15 protein-coding genes and 2 pseudogenes are annotated in these 18216 nt (G+C 72.2%); 14 read left to right on the top strand and 3 right to left on the bottom strand.

Going from position 1 to position 18216, the window contains the following annotated elements; all coding sequences use genetic code 11:
• Positions 1-131 precede the first annotated feature (131 nt).
• The 4 genes from lpxC (at position 132) to ACXYMW_RS03260 (ending at position 5557) form a co-directional block, all read left to right on the top strand.
• Positions 132-1052, top strand: a complete 921-nt coding sequence (gene lpxC / locus ACXYMW_RS03275; RefSeq protein WP_459033858.1) for a UDP-3-O-acyl-N-acetylglucosamine deacetylase — start codon at positions 132-134, stop codon at positions 1050-1052.
• A gap of 133 nt (positions 1053-1185) precedes the next feature.
• Positions 1186-2040 carry an outer membrane protein assembly factor BamD gene (locus tag ACXYMW_RS03270; RefSeq protein WP_459033857.1) on the top strand — a complete coding sequence of 285 codons (855 nt, stop codon included), beginning with the start codon at positions 1186-1188 and terminating at the stop codon, positions 2038-2040.
• Positions 2041-2079: 39 nt separating this feature from the next.
• Positions 2080-3726, top strand: coding sequence for a DNA repair protein RecN (recN, locus tag ACXYMW_RS03265; protein WP_459033856.1), 1647 nt, complete (start codon positions 2080-2082; stop codon positions 3724-3726).
• Between the two features lie 148 nt (positions 3727-3874).
• Complete coding sequence (locus tag ACXYMW_RS03260; RefSeq protein WP_459033855.1) at positions 3875-5557, top strand: chloride channel protein; 1683 nt, start codon at positions 3875-3877, stop codon at positions 5555-5557.
• Positions 5558-5567: 10 nt separating this feature from the next.
• Here ACXYMW_RS03260 and ACXYMW_RS03255 read toward each other — a convergent pair whose 3' ends face one another.
• The 3 genes from ACXYMW_RS03255 to cobT form a co-directional block, all read right to left on the bottom strand.
• Positions 5568-5912, bottom strand: a complete 345-nt coding sequence (locus tag ACXYMW_RS03255; protein WP_459033854.1) for a DUF427 domain-containing protein — start codon at positions 5910-5912, stop codon at positions 5568-5570.
• A 56-nt stretch (positions 5913-5968) separates the two neighbouring features.
• Positions 5969-7771, bottom strand: coding sequence for an aminopeptidase P family protein (locus ACXYMW_RS03250; RefSeq protein ID WP_459033853.1), 1803 nt, complete (start codon positions 7769-7771; stop codon positions 5969-5971).
• Between the two features lie 122 nt (positions 7772-7893).
• Positions 7894-9771 carry a cobaltochelatase subunit CobT gene (gene cobT, locus ACXYMW_RS03245; protein ID WP_459033852.1) on the bottom strand — a complete coding sequence of 626 codons (1878 nt, stop codon included), beginning with the start codon at positions 9769-9771 and terminating at the stop codon, positions 7894-7896.
• 129 nt (positions 9772-9900) lie between these two features.
• Here cobT and ACXYMW_RS03240 point away from each other — a divergent pair, with 129 nt between their 5' ends.
• From ACXYMW_RS03240 to choX, 10 genes and pseudogenes are all read left to right on the top strand, one after another.
• Positions 9901-10713, top strand: coding sequence for a TIGR00282 family metallophosphoesterase (locus ACXYMW_RS03240; protein WP_459033851.1), 813 nt, complete (start codon positions 9901-9903; stop codon positions 10711-10713).
• A 170-nt stretch (positions 10714-10883) separates the two neighbouring features.
• On the top strand, positions 10884-12605 hold the full coding sequence (locus ACXYMW_RS03235; RefSeq protein ID WP_459033966.1) for an SLC13 family permease: 1722 nt from the start codon (positions 10884-10886) through the stop codon (positions 12603-12605).
• A 178-nt stretch (positions 12606-12783) separates the two neighbouring features.
• Complete coding sequence (locus ACXYMW_RS03230; RefSeq protein ID WP_459033850.1) at positions 12784-13110, top strand: hypothetical protein; 327 nt, start codon at positions 12784-12786, stop codon at positions 13108-13110.
• Positions 13028-13651, top strand: a pseudogene (locus ACXYMW_RS03225) (terminase large subunit domain-containing protein); the annotation flags it as partial. The gene ACXYMW_RS03230 and the pseudogene ACXYMW_RS03225, both read left to right, overlap by 83 nt.
• A gap of 47 nt (positions 13652-13698) precedes the next feature.
• Entirely contained in the window at positions 13699-13956 is a 258-nt protein-coding gene (locus tag ACXYMW_RS03220; RefSeq protein WP_459033965.1) for a GTA-gp10 family protein, read from the top strand.
• A gap of 4 nt (positions 13957-13960) precedes the next feature.
• Positions 13961-14161, top strand: a complete 201-nt coding sequence (locus ACXYMW_RS03215; RefSeq protein WP_459033849.1) for a rcc01693 family protein — start codon at positions 13961-13963, stop codon at positions 14159-14161.
• Positions 14158-14820, top strand: a complete 663-nt coding sequence (locus tag ACXYMW_RS03210; RefSeq protein WP_459033848.1) for a phage tail tape measure protein — start codon at positions 14158-14160, stop codon at positions 14818-14820. Before ACXYMW_RS03215 ends, ACXYMW_RS03210 begins: the two co-directional genes overlap by 4 nt.
• A gap of 14 nt (positions 14821-14834) precedes the next feature.
• Positions 14835-15224 (top strand): annotated as a pseudogene (locus ACXYMW_RS03205) (phage distal tail protein, Rcc01695 family); the annotation flags it as partial.
• A complete protein-coding gene (locus ACXYMW_RS03200; RefSeq protein WP_459033847.1) occupies positions 15205-17121 on the top strand; it encodes a phage tail protein in 1917 nt (638 codons plus the stop codon). The pseudogene ACXYMW_RS03205 and the gene ACXYMW_RS03200, both read left to right, overlap by 20 nt.
• A 148-nt stretch (positions 17122-17269) precedes the next feature.
• On the top strand, positions 17270-18196 hold the full coding sequence (gene choX / locus ACXYMW_RS03195; RefSeq protein ID WP_459033846.1) for a choline ABC transporter substrate-binding protein: 927 nt from the start codon (positions 17270-17272) through the stop codon (positions 18194-18196).
• Positions 18197-18216: the final 20 nt, after the last annotated feature.

The raw sequence follows: 18216 nt of genomic DNA, 5'->3' as shown, positions 1-18216 counted from the left end.
GTGTTGCCGGCAGGCCCCCATGTTTCATCCGGTTGCAATCTTTGATTTGAGGCGCGGCCCCCCGGTGTCTATCTCCTGAGCAATCCCGGGCGCCCCTGCGCGCCGCAGAGGGGAAGATTGCGAGGCAGACCGTGCAGACCACCCTCAGAGCGCCGATCACCCTGGCCGGTCACGGCCTGCATTCGGGCCGTCCCGCCGGCCTGACGATCCGCCCTGCCTTGGCCGGTCACGGCATCGTCTTCCGCCGCACCGACATCCGCCTTGGCGACGCGACGATCCCGGCGCGCTGGGACCTGGTGGAGCGCTCGCCGCTCTGCACCCGGCTGGTGAATGCGGCCGGCGTCTCGGTAAGCACCGTGGAGCACGTCATGGCGGCGCTCGCGGGCTGCGGCGTGCACAACGCCCTGGTCGAGATCGACGGCCCGGAAGTGCCGATCCTCGACGGCTCGGCGGCGCCCTTCGTGCGCGCCATCGTGGCGCGCGGCCTGCGCCAGCTCGCCGCGCCGGTCAGCGCCATCGAAGTGCTGGCCCCGGTCGAGGTGCGGACCGAAAGCGGCTGGGCGCGGCTGAGCCCGGCCGACCGGCTGGTGATGGATTTCCACATCGACTTTCCCGACGCCGCGATCGGCAGCCAGGACAAGAGCCTCGATCTGAGCAACGGCGCCTTCGTGCGCGAGCTGTCCGACAGCCGCACCTTCTGCCGCAATTCCGACGTGGCGGCGATGCGCGCCCAGGGCCTGGCGCTTGGCGGCACGCTGGAGAACGCGGTGGTGGTGGAGGGCGCCCGGGTCCTGTCGCCCGGCGGCCTGCGCCATGCCGACGAGGCGGTGCGCCACAAGATGCTCGATGCGCTGGGCGACCTGGCGCTGGCCGGGGCGCCGCTCCTGGCCCGCTATACCGGATTCCGCGCCGGCCATTCGATGACCAACCTGCTGCTGCACGAGCTGATGGCGCATCCCGAATGCTACCGTATCGTGCTGTGCGACCCGGTGACCCGGGCGCGCCTGCCCGGCACCGGGCTCACCGCCGAGGAAGTCCCGGCGGTCGCGTGATCCGGCGCCCGCCCGGCGACCCCGTCGGCGCCGCCGCGAAACCGCCCAAAGGCGTTTTGCACCGGATTTTTTCTGTGCTAGAGCCTTGGAACGGCGGGGCCCAGACCCCGGAAAGAGCTGAGGACGAGCGGGCATGACGGGCGGACGGGCACGGTTTTCGCTGATCGGCGCAGGGCTTTTCGCGCTCCTCCTGTCGGCGTGCGGAGACGGCACGCGCGAGGGCACCGGCCCGGGCGGCGTCCCCCTCGAACAGTTCACCGCGGAGCAGATCTACGAGCGCGGCGAGTTCGAGCTCGACCGCTCCTCGCCCGACGACGCGGCGTTCTATTTCGGCGAGATCGAGCGGCTCTACCCCTATTCGGAATGGGCCAAGCGGGCGCTGATCATGCAGGCCTTCGCCTATCATCAGGACCGCGACTACGAGAACAGCCGCGCCGCCGCGCAACGCTACATCGACTTCTACCCGCTCGAGGACGACGCCGCCTATGCTCAGTATCTCCTGGCGCTGAGCTATTACGACCAGATCGAGGAGGTCGGCCGGGACCAGGGCCTGACCTTCCAAGCCCTGCAGGCGCTGCGCGCGGTCATCGAGCGCTATCCCGACAGCGAATACGCGCGCTCCGCGATCCTCAAGTTCGACCTGGCCTTCGACCACCTGGCGGCCAAGGAGATGGAGGTCGGGCGCTATTACCTGAAGCGGCAGCATTACGCCGCGGCGGTGAACCGCTTCCGCGTGGTGGTGGAGGATTTCCAGACCACCACCCACACGCCCGAAGCGCTGCACCGGCTGGTCGAGGCCTACCTGTCGCTCGGGCTCGTTGACGAAGCGCAGAGCGCCGCGGCGATCCTCGGTTACAATTACCGCTCCAGCGACTGGTACCGCGACAGCTACCGGCTGTTGACCGGGCGCGGGCTGAAGCCCGAAGCGCGCGGCGACAACTGGCTCGCGGCGATCTACCGGCAGACGGTGCGCGGCGAATGGCTGTGATCGCGGGCGGGGCGCAGGCCCCGGTAAGGTGATCGCGGCATGCTGCGCGCGCTAGAAATCCGCGATCTGCTGATCATCGACCGGCTCGACCTCGGGTTCCGGCCCGGGCTCAACGTGCTGACCGGGGAGACCGGCGCCGGCAAGTCCATCCTGCTCGACGCTCTGGGCTTCGTGCTGGGCTGGCGCGGCCGCGCCGAGCTGGTGCGCCAGGGGGCCGAGCAAGGCGAGGTCACGGCGGTCTTCGAGCTGGCCCCCGACCATCCGGCGCGGGCGGTGCTCGACGAGGCCGGGCTGCCCGGCGGCGACGAGCTGATCCTGCGCCGGGTCAACACCCGCGAGGGCCGCAAGACCGCTTGGGTCAACGACCGGCGGGCCTCGGGCGAGGTGTTGCGCCGGCTGTCGGACCTGCTGGTCGAGCTGCACGGCCAGCACGACGACCGCGGCCTGCTGAACCCGCGCGGCCACCGCGCCCTGCTCGACGCCTTCGCCGGCAACGAGGCCGAGCGCGCCGCGGTGCGCGCCGCCTGGAGCCGTCGGCAGGCCGCCGAGCGCGCGCTGGGCGAGCTCGAGACCGCGCTCGCCGCGGCCCGCGCCGAGGAGGAGTTCCTGCGCTTCTCGGTCCAGGAGCTGGACGCCCTGGCGCCGGAGGCCGGCGAGGAGGAGCGGCTCGACACCGAGCGGCGGCGCATGCAGGCCGCCGAGCGCATCCGCGAGGACATCGCGCGCGCCCATGCCGCCCTGTCCGACGGCGCCGAGCAGGCGATGGGCGATGCCGCGCGCTGGCTCGAAGCGGTGTCGGACCGCGCCGAGGGCGCGCTCGACGATCCCTTGGCGGCGCTCGACCGGGCGATGAACGAGCTCGGCGAGGCCGTGTCCGGGGTCGAGGCCTGCCTCGACGGGCTGGTCTTCGACGCCCGCGCGCTGGAGGAGACCGAGGCGCGGCTCTTCGCCATCCGCGGGCTGGCGCGCAAGCACCAGGTGGCGCCCGACGACCTCGCCGACCTCGCCGCCGATCTCGGCCGGCGGCTCGCCGCGCTCGACCGCGGCGAGGAGGAGATCGCCGCCGCCCGGGCCGAGCGCGACGCCGCCGAGACGGCCTATGCCGCGGCCGCCGAGGCGCTGAGCGCGGGGCGGCGCGCGGCGGCCGGGCGGCTCGACCGCGCGGTGACCACCGAGCTGGCGCCGCTGAAGATGGAGCGCGCGGTCTTCGCCACGGTGATCGAGCCCGGCCCGCCGGGCCCCGAGGGCGCCGATGCGGTGTCCTTCAGCGTGGCCACCAATCCCGGCGCCCCGGCCGGGCCGCTGAACCGCATCGCCTCGGGCGGCGAGCTGTCGCGCTTCCTGCTGGCGCTCAAGGTCTGCCTGTCGGGCACCGATGCCGGGGTGACGATGATCTTCGACGAGATCGATCGCGGCGTCGGCGGCGCCACCGCCGACGCGGTGGGGCGGCGCCTGGCGCAGCTCGCCGAGGGCGGGCAGGTGCTCGTCGTCACCCATTCGCCGCAGGTCGCGGCGCTCGGCGCGCATCACTGGCGGGTCGAGAAGCGGGTCACCGGCGAGGTCACGACCTCGACGGTGGTGGCGCTCGATCCGGCGGCGCGCGAGGGCGAGATCGCGCGCATGCTGGCCGGCGACACGGTGACCGACGAGGCCCGGGCGGCGGCGCGCGCGCTGCTCGCGGGGTAGGGGGCGCAGGGGCCGCCGGCGGAGCGCCGCGGCCGGCGTGGCCCGGGGGACGCGGCGGCAGGCGGCGCGGCCCGGTCCGGCTTGGCCTCGGGCCGGGCATGGCCTAAGCCCGGATCAGGCGGCGGCCGGCCGCGGCGGACGGAGAGCGATGAACGCAGCGCAACATCTGACCCGGCAGGTCACCGACGCGCGGGAGCGGATGCGCGCCGGCTGGGACCTGCTCCGGCATCGCGGCCCGGGACAGGTGCAGTTCTGGTTCATCGCGCTTCTGGTCGGCATCGCCGCCGGCGTCATGGCGGTGATCTTCCGGCTCGCCATCGAATGGCTGCAGCGCAGCGTCTACGGCACCGACGACGTCAACCTCCTGCACAGCTTCGCCGCCACCCTGCCGTGGTACTGGGTGATCGCCATTCCGACGTTGGGCGGCGTCGTGGTCGGCCTCATCGTACATGCCTTCACCCCCGACGGGCGCATCCGCTCGGTGGCCGACGTGATTGAGGGCGCGGCGCTCAATGACGGGCGGGTGGAGCGCAAGGCCGGCATCTCCTCGGCGATCTGCTCCTGGATCACGCTGTCCACCGGCGGCTCCTCGGGGCGCGAGGGCCCGGTCGTGCATATCGGCGCGATGATCTCGTCCTGGGTGGCGAACCTGATCCGGGCCGACGGCATCACCGGGCGCGACCTGCTGGGCTGCGCCGTGGCGGCGGCGGTCTCGGCCAGCTTCAACGCGCCGATCGCCGGCGCGCTCTTCGCGCTCGAGGTGATCCTGCGGCACTTCGCGCTACACGCCTTCGCGCCCATCGTGGTGGCCTCGGCCGCCGGCACGGTGATCAACCGGCTGGCCTTCGGCGACGTCACCGAGTTCCGCCTGCCGGGCACCACGACGGTGGAGTTCTACCTCGAACTGCCGGCCTTCTTCCTGCTCGGCATGATCTGCGGCGGGCTGGCGGTGGTGCTGATGCGCTCGGTCTTCTGGTCCGACGACCTGGCCAGCGGGCTGCAGGCCCGGCTCGGCCTGCCGCATTTCCTGCGCCCGGCGCTGGCCGGGGTGATGCTGGGGGCGCTGGCGATCTGGTACCCGCACATCATCGGAGTGGGCTACGAGACCACCTCGCTGGCGCTGACCGGGGCGCTCGGGCTGCACGACGCCATGGTCTTCGCGGCGCTCAAGGTGGTGGCGGTGACGATCACCCTGGCCGGGCGCATGGGCGGCGGAATCTTCTCGCCCTCGCTGATGATCGGGGCGCTGGCCGGGCTGGCCTTCGGGCTGATCGCCACCGGGGTGTTCCCGAACCAGTCGGGCTCGCACACGCTCTACGCGCTGGCCGGGATGGGCGCGGTGGCGGCGGCGGTGCTGGGGGCGCCGATCTCGACCACGCTGATCGTCTTCGAGCTCACGGGCGACTGGCAGACCGGGCTGGCGGTGATGGTCTCGGTATCGATGTCGACGGCGCTGGCCTCGCGGCTGGTCGACCGGTCGTTCTTCCTGACCCAGATCGAGCGGCGCAACGTGCATCTCGCCGCCGGCCCGCAGGCCTACCTGCTGTCGATGTTCCGGGTGGCGGGGCTGATGCGCAAGCCCACCGATCTGGGCGCCGCCGACAGCGAGATCTGCCTCGAGATGATCGAGAGGGGGATCTCGATCAACATGACGGCGACGCTGGAACAGGCCATGCCCCGCTTCGAGGAGACCGGCGTGGCCTTCCTGCCGGTGGTGCAGCGGGCCGCCGAGGGCGGCGCGCTGGAGCTGCAGGGGGCGCTCTTCCAGGTCGATGCGCTGAAGGCCTACAACCGCGCGCTCGCGGCCACCGCGGAGGAGGAGCACAGCTGAGGCGGGGGCCTCAGAGCTGCTCCACCGTCACCCCGTCCTGCACCTCGAAGGCGAGGTGGTCCTTGATCCGCGCCACGCCCTCGCGCGGCTCCTCGTAGGTCCAGGCGGCGTTGATATAGGTCCGGCTCTTCGACATGATCGAGTAATAGGCCGCGGTGCCCTTCTTCGGGCATTCGGTGGTCTTGTCGCTGCGGTCGAGCAGCGCCATGGCGATGTCGGACCGCGGGAAGTAGATGACGTCCGGGTGGCCGGCCTCGCTGAGTTCCAGCGCCCGGGTCGATTCGCCCAGCACCGCGCCGCCGGCGCGCACCACCCAGGTGCCTTCGGCCGGACGGATCCTGATATCGTCGCTCATTCGCGTCTCTCCCTCGTATCTGCGAAATCGTGGCCCGGTCGGGTCACGGAGATAGGTCACAAAGGCGCCGTGGCGGCGTCCAGCCACAGCGCCGCATCGCCCTCGACCACCGGCGCCAGCCGTGCCCGGCAGGTGGCGTGATAGGCGTCGATCCAGTCGCGCTCGGCCGCGGTGAGCATCTCCGGCACGATCAGCCGCCGGTCGAGCGGCACGTAGGTCAGGGTCTCGAAGGTCAGCATCTCCGCCACCGTCGCGCCCGGCAGGTCCGGCGCCGGCTGCACCGCGACGAGGTTCTCGATGCGGATGCCGTAGGCGCCCTCGCGGTAGAAGCCCGGCTCGTTCGACAGGATCATGCCGGGGCGCAGCGCCACCCGCCCGGTCCGGGCCAGCCGCTGCGGGCCCTCATGCACCGACAGGTAGCTGCCGACGCCGTGGCCGGTGCCGTGGGCGTAGTCCAGCCCGGCCTCCCAGAGCGGCACCCGGGCCACCGCCTCGAGATCGGCGCCGCTGAGCCCGGCCGGCCAGCGCAGCCGGCTGACCGCGATCATGCCGCGCAGCACCCGGGTGTAATTGGCGCGCTCCTCCTCCCCGGGCGGGCCCACGGCGATCGTGCGGGTGATGTCGGTGGTGCCGTCGCGGTACTGGCCGCCGGAATCGACCAGCAGGAGCTGGCCGGCCTCGACGCGGGCATCGCTGGCCTCGGTGACGCGGTAATGCACGATGGCGCCGTGCGGGCCGGCCCCGGCGATGGTCTCGAAGCTGATGTCGAGAAGTGCGCCGGTGGCGCGACGCTCCGCCTCCAGCCGGCGCACCACGTCGATCTCGCTCAGCGTGCCCGGCTCCTGGGCGTCGAGCCAGGCCAGGAAGCGCACCATGGCGGCGGCGTCGCGCTGATGCGCGGCGCGGGCCCCGGCGATCTCGGTCTCGGTCTTGCAGGCCTTGGGCAGCAGGCAGGGATCGTCGGCCTCGACGAGGTCGCAGCCGGCGCCCTGCAGGATGTCGACGACCGCCACCGGGCAGGTCGCCGGATCGATGCGGACGCTGCCCGACAGCTGCCCCAGCGCCGCGCCGAACGCCTCCGGCGCCCGGCAGGTCACGCGGTCGCCGAGCCCGCCGGCGAGCCCGTCCAGCTTGCCCGCATCGATGAACAGGGTGACCGTGGCATCGGCGTGCAGCAGCGCGAAGCCGTGCGGCACCGGGTTGCGCGGGATGTCGCTGCCGCGGATGTTGAGCAGCCAGGCGATCGAGTCGGGCTGGGTGATCACCGCCGTCCCGGCCTGGCCCAGATCGCCGGCGAGCGCCGCGATCTTGTCGTCGCGGCCGCGGCCGGCGAGGGCTTCGGGCTGGGCGCTGACCGCGCCGGCGGGCGGCGCCGGCTGGTCGTCCCAGCACCGGTCCACGAGGTTCTCGCTGCGGCTCAGCCGGCGGCCCGGCAGCCGCTCCTCGAGCTGGCGCAGCTGCGCCAGGGTCACCAGCCAGGGATCGAAGCCCAGCGTGCCGCCCTCGGGCAGGGCGCCGGCGATCCAGTCGGCCAGCGTGGTCTCGGGCCAGTCGACCTTCTCGAAGACGTCGGCCACCTGCTGGCGCACCTGCACCCGGTAGCGGCCGTCGGCGAAGACCGCGGCGCGCTCGGCCAGCACCACGCAATGCCCGGCCGAGCCGGTGAAGCCGGTGAGCCAGGCCAGCCGGGCATCGCGCGGCGCCACGTATTCGCCCTGATGGACGTCGGCGCGCGGCACCAGGAAGCCGTCGAGCCCGGCCCGCGCCATCTCGGCCCGCAGCGCCGCCAGCCGCGGCGGTCCCTGCTCCGGCCGGGCACTTTCCTCGAATGTCTGGAACTCGGCCGCCTTGCCTGTCACCGCCGTCTCCCGCCTGTTCTTCTGAGTGTAAATATCCCGGGGGGTCCGGGGGGCAGCGCCCCCCGGCGGCGGGGGGGGGGGGGGGGGGGGGGGGGGTCCGCGGCAGGCGGACCGCCCCCCGGTCACGACGCCTTTCTCATGCCCATGACACGGGCCCGGGCGCGCGGGTCGCTGTCGAACAGCGAGGCCAGCTGTTCGGTCATCGCCCCGGCCAGCTGCTCGACATCGGTGATCGTCACCGCACGGTCGTAATAGCGCGTCACGTCGTGGCCGATGCCGATGGCCAAGAGCTCGACCTGCTTCTTGCGCTCGACCATGGCGATGACGTCGCGCAGATGCTTCTCGAGGAAGTTGGCCGGGTTCACCGACAGGGTCGAATCGTCCACCGGGGCGCCGTCCGAGATCACCATGAGGATCTTGCGCGCCTCGGGCCGGCCGGCCAGCCGGCGATGCGCCCATTCCAGAGCCTCGCCGTCGATGTTCTCCTTCAGCAGGCCTTCCTTCATCATCAGCCCGAGATTGGGTCGCGCCCGGCGCCACGGCGCGTCGGCGTTCTTGTAGACGATGTGGCGCAGGTCGTTGAGCCGGCCGGGCTGCTGCTCGCGGCCCTCGTTGAGCCATTTCTCGCGCGCCTGGCCGCCCTTCCAGGCCCGCGTGGTGAAGCCCAGGATCTCGACCTTGACGTTGCAGCGCTCCAGCGTGCGCGCCAGCACGTCGGCGCAGATCGCCGCGATCGAGATCGGCCGTCCGCGCATCGAGCCGGAATTGTCCAAGAGCAGCGTCACCACGGTGTCGCGGAACTCCATGTCCTTCTCGACCTTGAAGCTGAGCGGCGTCGTCGGGTTGGCCACCACCCGGGCCAGCCGGCCGGCATCGAGGATGCCCTCCTCGCGGTCGAACTCCCAGGACCGGTTCTGCTGCGCCTGGAGCCGGCGCTGCAGCTTGTTGGCGAGCCGCGACACGGCGCCCTTGAGCGGCTCGAGCTGCTGGTCGAGATAGGCGCGCAGGCGTTCGAGCTCGGCCGGCTCGGCCAGCTCCTCGGCGCGGATCTCCTCGTCATGGGCGGTGTCGAAGACCCGGTAGGACGGGTCGGCCTCGGAGGCCGAGGGCGGCGGCGGCGGCTCCATCGGCGCCTCGCCCTCGGGCAGCTCGGTCTCCTCGCCCATCTCCTGGTCGGCCATGTCGTCGGCCGAGACCTGGGCCTGGCTGGCGTCCTGGCTGTCCTCCTGGCTCTGATCGGGATTGGCGTCGGGCTCCTCCTCGCCCTGGTCGTCGTCGCCGGTCGAGTCGGGCTCCTGCTCCTCCTCGGCGCCGTCCTCGGCCTGGTCCTGGGCCTCGTCGTCGCTGTCGTCGGGATCGTCACCGAGCTGGTCGCCGTAGCCGAGATCGGTGATCACCCGGCGGGCGAGGCGGGCGAACTCGGTCTGGTCGGACAGCGCCGCGTTGATGCCGCCGAGATTGCCCCCGGCCTGGGTGTCGAGATGCCCGCGCCACAGATCCATGACCCGCTGCGCGCCCTCCGGCAGGTCGCGCCCGGTGGCGAGATGGCGCACGTAGTAGCCCGCGGCGGTCGAGAGCGGCACGTCGGCGGCGTCGCGCACCTCGGCATAGCCCTTGCGGGCGGCGTCGTGGCCGATCTTGGCGTCGATATTGCCGGCGGTGCCGGGCATGTCGCGGGCGCCCATCGCCTCGCAGCGGGCGGTTTCCATCGCCTCGTAGATCTCGCGCGCCATGTCGCCCTGCGGGGCGTAGCGGGCATGGGTGCCGGCATCGTGGTAGCGGCGGTGCAGCGCCAGCGCGTCGGCGGTGCCGCGGGCCAGCAGCACCTCCTCGGGGGTGAGCCGGCGGCTGACCTGGGGCAGCCGCATCGCATCGCCCGAGACGCCCGCCGGGTCGACCGAATAGGACACCGTGAGGTCGCGGTCATGCGCCATCACCTTGGTGGCCTCGGCGAGGGCCTTCTTGAAGGGATCGGCGGGATTGTCGGAACGCTGGGACATGCCGAAGTTTTGGTGCCGCGGCGGGGAAAAGGCAAGGGCGGGGCAGGCCGCGCCGGGGCGGTCGCCGCGACGCCGCGGCCCTGCATTTGCCCTTTGCTTTCGGCGCCGGTCTGGCTACGGCTTGCGGCCATGAGAACGCTATTTCTGGGCGACGTCATGGGACGCGCCGGGCGCGAGGCCGTGGCGGCGCATTTGCCGCGCCTGAAATCCGAATGGAAGGTCGATTTCGCCGTGGTCAACGGCGAGAACGCCTCGAACGGCATGGGGCTGACCGCCGATCATGCCCGCTTCCTGCTGGAGGCCGGGGCCGACTGCCTGACGCTGGGCGACCATGCCTTCGACCAGAAGGACATGCTGTCCTTCGTCGAGAGCGAGCCGCGGATCATCCGGCCGCTGAACTTCGCCAAGGGCGCGCCGGGCCGTGGCCACCGGGTCTTCACCGATGCCCGCGGCCGCAAGATTCTGGTGCTCCAGGTGCTGGGCCAGGTCTTCATGAAGCGGCCCTTCGACGACCCGTTCTCGGCGGTGGAGCCGGTGCTGAAGGCGCATCCGCTGGGCGGGCAGGCGCAGGCCATCCTCGTCGACATGCATTGCGAGGCCACCAGCGAGAAGATGGCCATGGGCCATTACTGCGACGGCCGCGCCAGCTTGGTCGTGGGCACCCATACCCACATCCCCACCGCCGATGCGCAGATCCTGCCCGGCGGCACCGGATACCTGACCGATGCCGGGATGTGCGGCGACTACGATTCGGTGATCGGCATGGAAAAGACCGAGCCGCTGCGCCGCTTCATCACCGGCATGCCCAAGGCGCGCTTCCAGCCGGCGCTCGGCGAGGCGACGCTGTCGGGCGTGCTGGTCGAGAGCGACGACCGCACCGGGCGGGCCGTGTCGGTGCAGATGGTGCGGCAGGGCGGGCGGCTGCAGCCTGCCGGGCTATAGCCCGCAGCGACCGCGACCGACAGGCGGGCGCGACGGCTCCGCGCTTGTGCCGCCGCCGCCCGCGCGCCAGTATGGCGCCGGCTGCGAGGCAGGGTAACGGGCAATTGTTTGAATTATTGAACTTCGCGCCGCATGCGGACGCCTATTGGACGCTTGCGGTGATCGCGGTGATGTTCGCGCTCTTCGTGAGCGAGCTCTACCCGACCGAGGTGGTGGCGCTGTCGGGCGTCGCGGTGCTGCTGGCGCTGGGCGTGCTGCCCTATGACGCGGCGCTCGAGGTGCTGGCCAACCCGGCGCCCTGGACCATCGCGGCGATGTTCCTGGTGATGGGGGCATTGGTGCGCACCGGGGCGCTCGACGCGGTGACGCGCTACGCCCAGAGCGGCGCCAGCAAGCGGCCGCGCACCGCCATGGTGGGGATCGTGGCGCTGGTGGTGGTGGCCTCGGCCTTCATGAACAACACGCCGGTGGTGGTGGTGATGCTGCCGGTCTTCGTGCAGCTCGCCGGGGTGCTGAAGGTGGCGCCGTCGAAGCTGCTGATCCCGCTGAGCTACGCCGCCATCCTCGGCGGCACCACGACGCTGATCGGCACCTCGACCAACCTGCTGGTGGACGGGGTCGCGCGCAGCCAGGGGCTGGCCCCGTTCGGCATCTTCGAGGTGACGCCGCTGGCGCTGGTTCTGGTGATCTGGGGCATGGCCTATCTGCGCTTCGTCGGGCCCTGGCTGCTGCCCGACCGCGCCAGCATGGCCGGGATGCTGTCGGACCGCAGCCGCATGAAGTTCTTCACCGAGGCGGTGATCCCGCCCGATTCGAACCTGATCGGCCGCGAGGTGCTCGGGGTGCAGCTGTTCAAGCGCGAGGGCGTGCGTCTGATCGACGTGGTGCGCGGCGACCAGTCGCTGCGCCGCGCCCTCGAGGGCGTGACGCTGCAGGTCGGCGACCGCGTGGTGCTGCGCACCCAGATGACCGAGCTTCTGAGCCTGCAGCGCAACAAGTCGCTGCGCCGCGTCGATCAGGTCTCCACGGTGGAGACCACCACCGTCGAGGTGCTGATCACCCCGGGCTGCAAGATGGTCGGGCGCAGCCTCGGCGCGCTGCGGCTGCGGCGGCGCTACGGCGTCTACCCGCTGGCGGTGCACCGGCGGAACCAGAACATAGGCCGCCAGCTCGACGACCTCGTGGTCCGGGTCGGCGATACGCTGCTGCTCGAGGGCGCACCCGCCGACATCAAGCGGCTGGCCGAGGAAATGGCGCTGGTCGACGTCTCGCATCCCTCGGCACGGGCCTTCCGGCGCGGCCACGCGCCGATCGCGCTGCTGGCGCTGCTGGGCATCGTGGTGCTCTCGGCACTCGGCGCGGCGCCGATCCTGGCGCTCGCGATCATCGCGGTGGCGGTGGTGCTGCTGACCCGCTGCGTCGATTCCGACGAGGCCTTCTCCTTCGTCGAGGGCCAGCTCCTGGCGCTGATCTTCGCCATGCTGGCGATCGGCGCGGCGCTCGAGAGTTCCGGCGCGGTGGAGCTGATCGTCGGCGCGGTGGCGCCCTGGGTGGCGGAGCTGAACGGCGTCTTCGTGATCTGGGCGGTGTTCGTGCTGACCTCGGTCCTGACCGAGATGGTGTCGAACAACGCCGTTGCCGTGGTCATCACGCCGATCGCGATTTCGCTGGCCGAGGCGCTCGGCATCGATGCGCGGCCCCTGGTGGTCGCGGTGATGGTGGCGGCCTCGTGCAGCTTCGCCACGCCCATCGGCTACCAGACCAACACCCTAATCTACGGCCCCGGCGGCTACCAGTTCAGCGACTTCCTGAAGGTCGGCATCCCGCTCAACCTGTCGATCGGTGTGCTCTCGGCGCTCCTGATCCCGTTCTTCTGGCCGCTGACCCCCTGAGGTCCTGACGTCCTGACCCCCTGACGTCCTGCCCCCCCGACGTCCTGACCCTCGGCCGCGGCGGTTAATCGCCCGGCGGACGCCCGGCGGGGCACGTCTTAACCGCCCCGGGGCGATGCTCCTTGCCGGGAGCGCCGCCGCCTTGGCGGGCGGCCGGCGGGGCAGCCTGGGGGCAGAGATGAGTCTGATCACGCTTGAGGACCGGCTCGCCGAGCTGGAGGCGGACCGCGCGGCCATCGCGCGCATGCTGAAGAGCATCCGCACCGAACTGCACGCCCTGCAGGACCGCGTCGAGGCGGGCGAGCTGGGCTCGCCCACCGAAGCCGGGCGGCTGCTGGGCGACGTGCGCTACTGGCTCAAGGCGGCGCGCGAGACCGAACAGGAACTGGCCAAGATCAACCGGGAACGCGCGGGGATTGCCCATGGCTACGGACTCGACCTCGAACGGGCACGGGCCGAAATCGCCTGCCGCCTGGCTCGCCTCCGCGCCTGCTGCAAGGAGTGAGGCGTTCCTTGCCGGGCTCGGCCCCGGCGAGACGCTGGCGCTGCCGCATCTCTTCGAGACCTGGGCGCATCCGCACCAGCTGCCGCCGCCGGGCGATTGGCGGGCCTGGCTGATCCTCGGCGGGCGCGGCGCCGGCAAGACCCGGGCGGGGGCGGAATGGGTGCGCGCCGTGGTCGAGGGCGCGCGGCCGCGCGATCCCGGGCGCTGCCGCCGCGTGGCGCTGGTCGGCGAGACCCTCGACCAGGTGCGCGAGGTCATGGTGTTCGGCGACAGCGGGCTCTTGGCCTGTTCGCCGCCCGACCGGCGGCCGGACTGGAGCGCCACCCGCAAATGCCTGGTCTGGCCCAACGGCGCCGAGGCGATGGCGTTCTCGGCGCACGAGCCCGAGGGCCTGCGCGGACCGCAATTCGACGCCGCCTGGGCCGACGAGCTGGCCAAGTGGCGGCGCGGCCAGGACACCTGGGACATGCTGCAATTCGCGCTCCGGCTGGGCGACCGGCCGCAGGTCAGCGTGACCACCACGCCGCGCAATGTCGAGGTCCCTGGCGCGGCGAGGTGCGGCTGGTGATCGACGGCGAGCCGCGCCTCATGCGGCTGACCTTGGGCGCGCTGGCCGAACTCGAGCAGGCGCTGGGCGCGGGCTCGCTGGTGGCCCTGGCGGAGCGCTTCGAGCGCGGCGGCTTCTCGTCGCGCGACGTGATCGCGGTGCTGGCGGCGGGGCTGCGCGGCGGCGGCGGCGCGGCGCTGCCGGACCCGGCCGCGGCCGAGATCGCCGGCGGGCCGATGGCGGCGGCGCGGGCGGCGGCCGAGCTCCTGGCGCGCGCCTTCGCGTTGCCGGAGGGCTGAGGCGATGCGCGTCGACTGGCCGGTGCTGATGCGGGCGGGGATCGGCCGCCTCGGTCTGCCGCCCGAGGCGTTCTGGGCGCTGACCCCGGCGGAGCTGGCGCTGCTGATCGGGCCGCAGGGCGGGCCGCAGCCGATGGACCGCGCCGGGCTCGAGGCCCTGATGGCGGCCTATCCCGATGACGCGACCGAGGAGGGCGGGCGATGAGCGACGACATCGAGCGGCTGGAGGACAGCATCGACGCGCTGGAGACGGCGCTGGCCGGGGCGGCGGGGATGGCCGCCGCCTGCAATGCCGAGCTTGGCCGGATTACCGCCGGGTTCGAGACCACGAGCGGCGGCGCCCGCCGCTTCGAGGCGACGCTGAGCCGCGGCGTCGGACGCGCCATCGACGGCGTGGTGCTCGACGGCATGAAGCTCTCGGACGCGCTGCGCACGGTGGCGCAGAGCATGATCGACGCCGCCTGGCGCGGCGCGGTGAAGCCGGTCTCGGACCATGTCGGCGGGCTGCTGACGCAAGGCGTGGGGGCGCTGTTCGGGCAGGTCGCGCCCTTCGCTTCCGGCGCCGGCTTCGCGCAGGGCCGGGTCATGCCCTTCGCCTCGGGCGGCATCGTCTCGGCGCCCACCGCCTTTCCGATGCGCGGCGGCCGCACCGGGCTGATGGGCGAGGCCGGGCCGGAGGCGATCCTGCCGCTGAGGCGCGGCGCCGACGGCCGGCTCGGGGTGGCGGCCGGGGGCGCCGCGCGGGCGCCGGTGCAGGTGACGATCCACGTCTCGACCCCCGACGTGGCCGGCTTCCGCCGCAGCCAGAGCCAGATCGCCGCCGCCATGGGCCGGGCCATCGCCCAGGGCCACCGCAACCGCTGAGAGGAGTTCCCGCCATGCCGGCCTTCCACGACGTGCGCTTCCCCGAACGGCTGAGCTTCGGCGCCCTGGGCGGGCCCGAGCGCCGCACCGAGATCGTCGCGCTGGCCAATGGCCGGGAGGAGCGCAACACCCCTTGGGCGCATTCCCGGCGCCGCTACGATGCCGGGATCAGGCTGCGCTCGCTCGACGACCTGGCCGAGGTCACCGCCTTCTTCGAGGCCCGCCGCGGGCAGCTGCACGGCTTTCGCTGGAAGGACTGGGCCGACCATAAATCCTGCCTACCCTCGGACGCGCCGCAGCCCACCGACCAGGTGATCGCCACCGGCGACGGCGCCCGGCGGAGCTTCCAGCTGGTCAAGGTCTACCGCTCCGGCAGCGACGCCTATGACCGTCCACGAACCGAAATCCTCGGAAAGCGCGCTGCCGCACCATTCCAGCGGCGACCGGGACGACCTGATCCAGCACCAGTATCTGCGCGCCATGCACCTCTACTGGCGCGACCCGGCGCGCAACCCGGTCTCGGAGCATTATGGCGGGCCGATGGTGGACATGGACCGGGCCTTCGTCTGGGCCTGGGACGCACGGCCCTATCCGTGGTTCCCGGGCCGCTCCGATCTCTGGTCCGACGGCGCCAACTGGCAGCGCGGCCACTGGATCACCGGCCGGGTCTCCGGGCGCACGCTGGCCTCGGTGGTGGCCGAGATCTGCGCCGGGGCGGGGCTCACCGCCATCGACACAAGCGCGCTGCACGGCTTCGTGCGCGGCTACGCGGTGACCGAGACCGGCGATGCCCGGCGCGCCCTGCAGCCGCTGATGCTGGCCTACGGCTTCGACGCCATCGAGCGCGACGGGCTGCTGGTCTTCCGGATGCGCGACGGTACCGATGCCGCGCCGCTGGACCCGGGCGAGTTCGCCGAAGCCGAGGGGCTGGAGGCGGCCTTCCAGGTCACCCGCGAGGCCGAGGCGGCGATGGCCGGGCGGCTGCGGCTGCGCTTCTACGAGGCCGACGCCGATCACGAACCCGCGGCCGAGGAGACCGTGGCCGCCGAGGACGCCACCCACGCCGTCGCCGAGAGCGAGATCGCCCTGTCGTTCAGCCGCGCCGAGGCCCGCCGCATCCTCGAACGCTGGCTGGCCGAGGCCGAGGTGGCGCGGGAAACCCTGCGCCTCGCGCTGCCGCCGTCGCGGCTCGATCTCGGGCCGGGCGACGTCGTCGAATTCCCCGACGGCGCCGGCCGGCTGCGGGCGCGCATCGACCGGGTCGAGATCACCGACCGGCAGCTGATCGAGGCGGTGCGGATCGAACCCTCGGTCTACACCCCGGCGCAGTTCCCCGACGATCCCGCGCCCCTGAAACGCTTCGCGCCGCCGCTGCCGGTGCTACCGCTGTTTCTCGACCTGCCGCTGATCACCGGCGACGAGGTGCCGCACGCCCCCCATATCGCCCTCAGCGCCGAGCCCTGGCCCGGCAGCGCCGCGGTCTATGACAGCGCGGAGGGCGCGGATTACGCGCTCAACACGGTGATCGGCGCACGTTCGGTGATCGGCCTGACCGAGACCCCGCTGCCCTTCGCCCGGCCGGGGCTGATCGACCGCGGCGCGCCGCTCGCGGTGCGGCTGATCGCCGGCGCCTTCGCCTCGATCTCGGACGGCGAGCTGCTGGCCGGGGGCAACCTGCTGGCGATCGGCGACGGCAGCCCGGGCGGCTGGGAGATCCTGCAATTCCGCGACGCGCAACTTGTCGAACAGGGGCTCTGGTGGCTCGGCCACCGTCTGCGCGGCCGGTTCGGCACCGATGCCGCGATGCCGGAGGTCTGGCCCGCGGGCAGCTACGTGGTGCGGCTCGACGGGGCGCCGCGGCAGATCGCGCTGGCGCAGGAGGCGCGGCGTCATCTGCGCCATTACCGGGTCGGCCCAGCCCGCAGGCCCTACGACGATCCCTCCTATGTCGACCGGGTCTGGGCCTTCGAGGGGCTCGGCCTGCGGCCCTATGCGCCGGTCCATCTCACCGCTCGCGCCGAGCCCGGCGGTCAGCGCCTGCGCTGGGTGCGCCGCACCCGCATCGACGGCAATGACTGGGACCTGCCCGAGGTGCCCCTGGGCGAGGAAAGCGAGCGCTACCTCGTCCGGGTGCAGCGCGGCGCCACCGTGCTGCGCGAGACGAGCGTGGCGGCGGCGGAGTGGCTCTATCCGGCCGCTGCGCTGTCCGCCGACACCGCATCGGGCGCGGTGGAGGTCCGGGTGGCGCAGGTCTCGGCGCGCTTCGGGCCCGGCCCCGCATCCGTCCTGACCCTGCCATAGGGCCGGGCCCGGCGCCGTTCTTGGAGGTGAATGTCTTACCCATACAAGGACTTGCCCGGGGCTCCGGGGTATTGGTTGATTCGCGAGTCAAAAACGCCATCATGCGGTCCACCAACCCGAATCCGGGCAATCCGAAAGGGAGACGGACATGCACAAGACGATTTTCACCGCATCGGCGATGGTCCTGGCCGCCGGCGCCGCCAGCGCGCAGGCGCAATGCGACGAGGTGACCTTCGCCGATGTCGGCTGGACCGACATCACCGCCACCACCGCGGCCACCACCGAGATTCTCGAGGCGCTGGGCTACGACACCGAGACCAAGGTGCTGTCGGTGCCGGTCACCTACACCTCGCTGTCGAACGGCGACATCGACGTCTTCCTGGGCAACTGGATGCCGACCATGGAGGCCGACATCCGGCCCTATCTCGAGGACGGCACGGTCGAGGACGTGAAGGTCAACCTCGAGGGGGCGAAATACACGCTCGCCACCAACAAGGCCGGCGCCGATCTCGGCATCGCCTCCTTCGCCGACATCGCCGAGCACCAGGACGCGCTCGAGGGCTACATCTACGGCATCGAGCCGGGCAATGACGGCAACCGCCTGATCCTGTCGATGATCGAAGAGGACGCCTTCGGCCTCGGCGAGTTCGACATCCGCGAAAGCTCCGAGCAGGGCATGCTGGCGCAGGTCGGCCGCGCCACCGAGCGCGGCGAGCCCATCGTCTTCCTGGGCTGGGAGCCGCACCCGATGAACGCCAATTACGAACTGACCTATCTCGAGGGCGGCGATGACTATTTCGGCCCCAATCTCGGCGGCGCCACGGTGCACACCAACGTGCGCGCGGGCTTCATGGAGGAATGCCCGAACGTCGCGGCGCTGCTCGACAACCTGACCTTCACGCTGGAGATGGAGAACCAGATCATGGCCGCCATCCTCGATGACGGGCAGGATGCCGACGAGGCGGCGCGCACCTGGCTGGCGGCCAACCCGGACACGGTAAAGGGCTGGCTGGACGGCGTGACCACGGTCGATGGCGGCGACGCCGCCGAGGCGGTGATGGCCGCGCTGCAGTAAGCCATGCCAGCCGGGGGCGG

This window comes from Roseivivax sp. CAU 1761 (assembly GCF_054482755.1).
This window is presented reverse-complemented; position numbering and strand designations above follow the sequence as displayed.

Excerpts from the sequence above, each read along its gene's own strand:
- cobT (WP_459033852.1), bottom strand. The coding sequence starts at position 9,771 with ATGTCCCAGCGTTCCGACAATCCCGCCGATCCCTTCAAGAAGGCCCTC.
- ACXYMW_RS03240 (WP_459033851.1), top strand. The coding sequence starts at position 9,901 with ATGAGAACGCTATTTCTGGGCGACGTCATGGGACGCGCCGGGCGCGAG.
- ACXYMW_RS03220 (WP_459033965.1), top strand. The coding sequence starts at position 13,699 with ATGCGGCTGACCTTGGGCGCGCTGGCCGAACTCGAGCAGGCGCTGGGC.
- choX (WP_459033846.1), top strand. The coding sequence starts at position 17,270 with ATGCACAAGACGATTTTCACCGCATCGGCGATGGTCCTGGCCGCCGGC.
- recN (WP_459033856.1), top strand. The coding sequence starts at position 2,080 with ATGCTGCGCGCGCTAGAAATCCGCGATCTGCTGATCATCGACCGGCTC.
- ACXYMW_RS03255 (WP_459033854.1), bottom strand. The coding sequence starts at position 5,912 with ATGAGCGACGATATCAGGATCCGTCCGGCCGAAGGCACCTGGGTGGTG.
- ACXYMW_RS03210 (WP_459033848.1), top strand. The coding sequence starts at position 14,158 with ATGAGCGACGACATCGAGCGGCTGGAGGACAGCATCGACGCGCTGGAG.
- ACXYMW_RS03200 (WP_459033847.1), top strand. The coding sequence starts at position 15,205 with ATGACCGTCCACGAACCGAAATCCTCGGAAAGCGCGCTGCCGCACCAT.
- ACXYMW_RS03230 (WP_459033850.1), top strand. The coding sequence starts at position 12,784 with ATGAGTCTGATCACGCTTGAGGACCGGCTCGCCGAGCTGGAGGCGGAC.
- ACXYMW_RS03235 (WP_459033966.1), top strand. The coding sequence starts at position 10,884 with ATGTTCGCGCTCTTCGTGAGCGAGCTCTACCCGACCGAGGTGGTGGCG.
- ACXYMW_RS03260 (WP_459033855.1), top strand. The coding sequence starts at position 3,875 with ATGAACGCAGCGCAACATCTGACCCGGCAGGTCACCGACGCGCGGGAG.
- ACXYMW_RS03215 (WP_459033849.1), top strand. The coding sequence starts at position 13,961 with ATGCGCGTCGACTGGCCGGTGCTGATGCGGGCGGGGATCGGCCGCCTC.
- ACXYMW_RS03270 (WP_459033857.1), top strand. The coding sequence starts at position 1,186 with ATGACGGGCGGACGGGCACGGTTTTCGCTGATCGGCGCAGGGCTTTTC.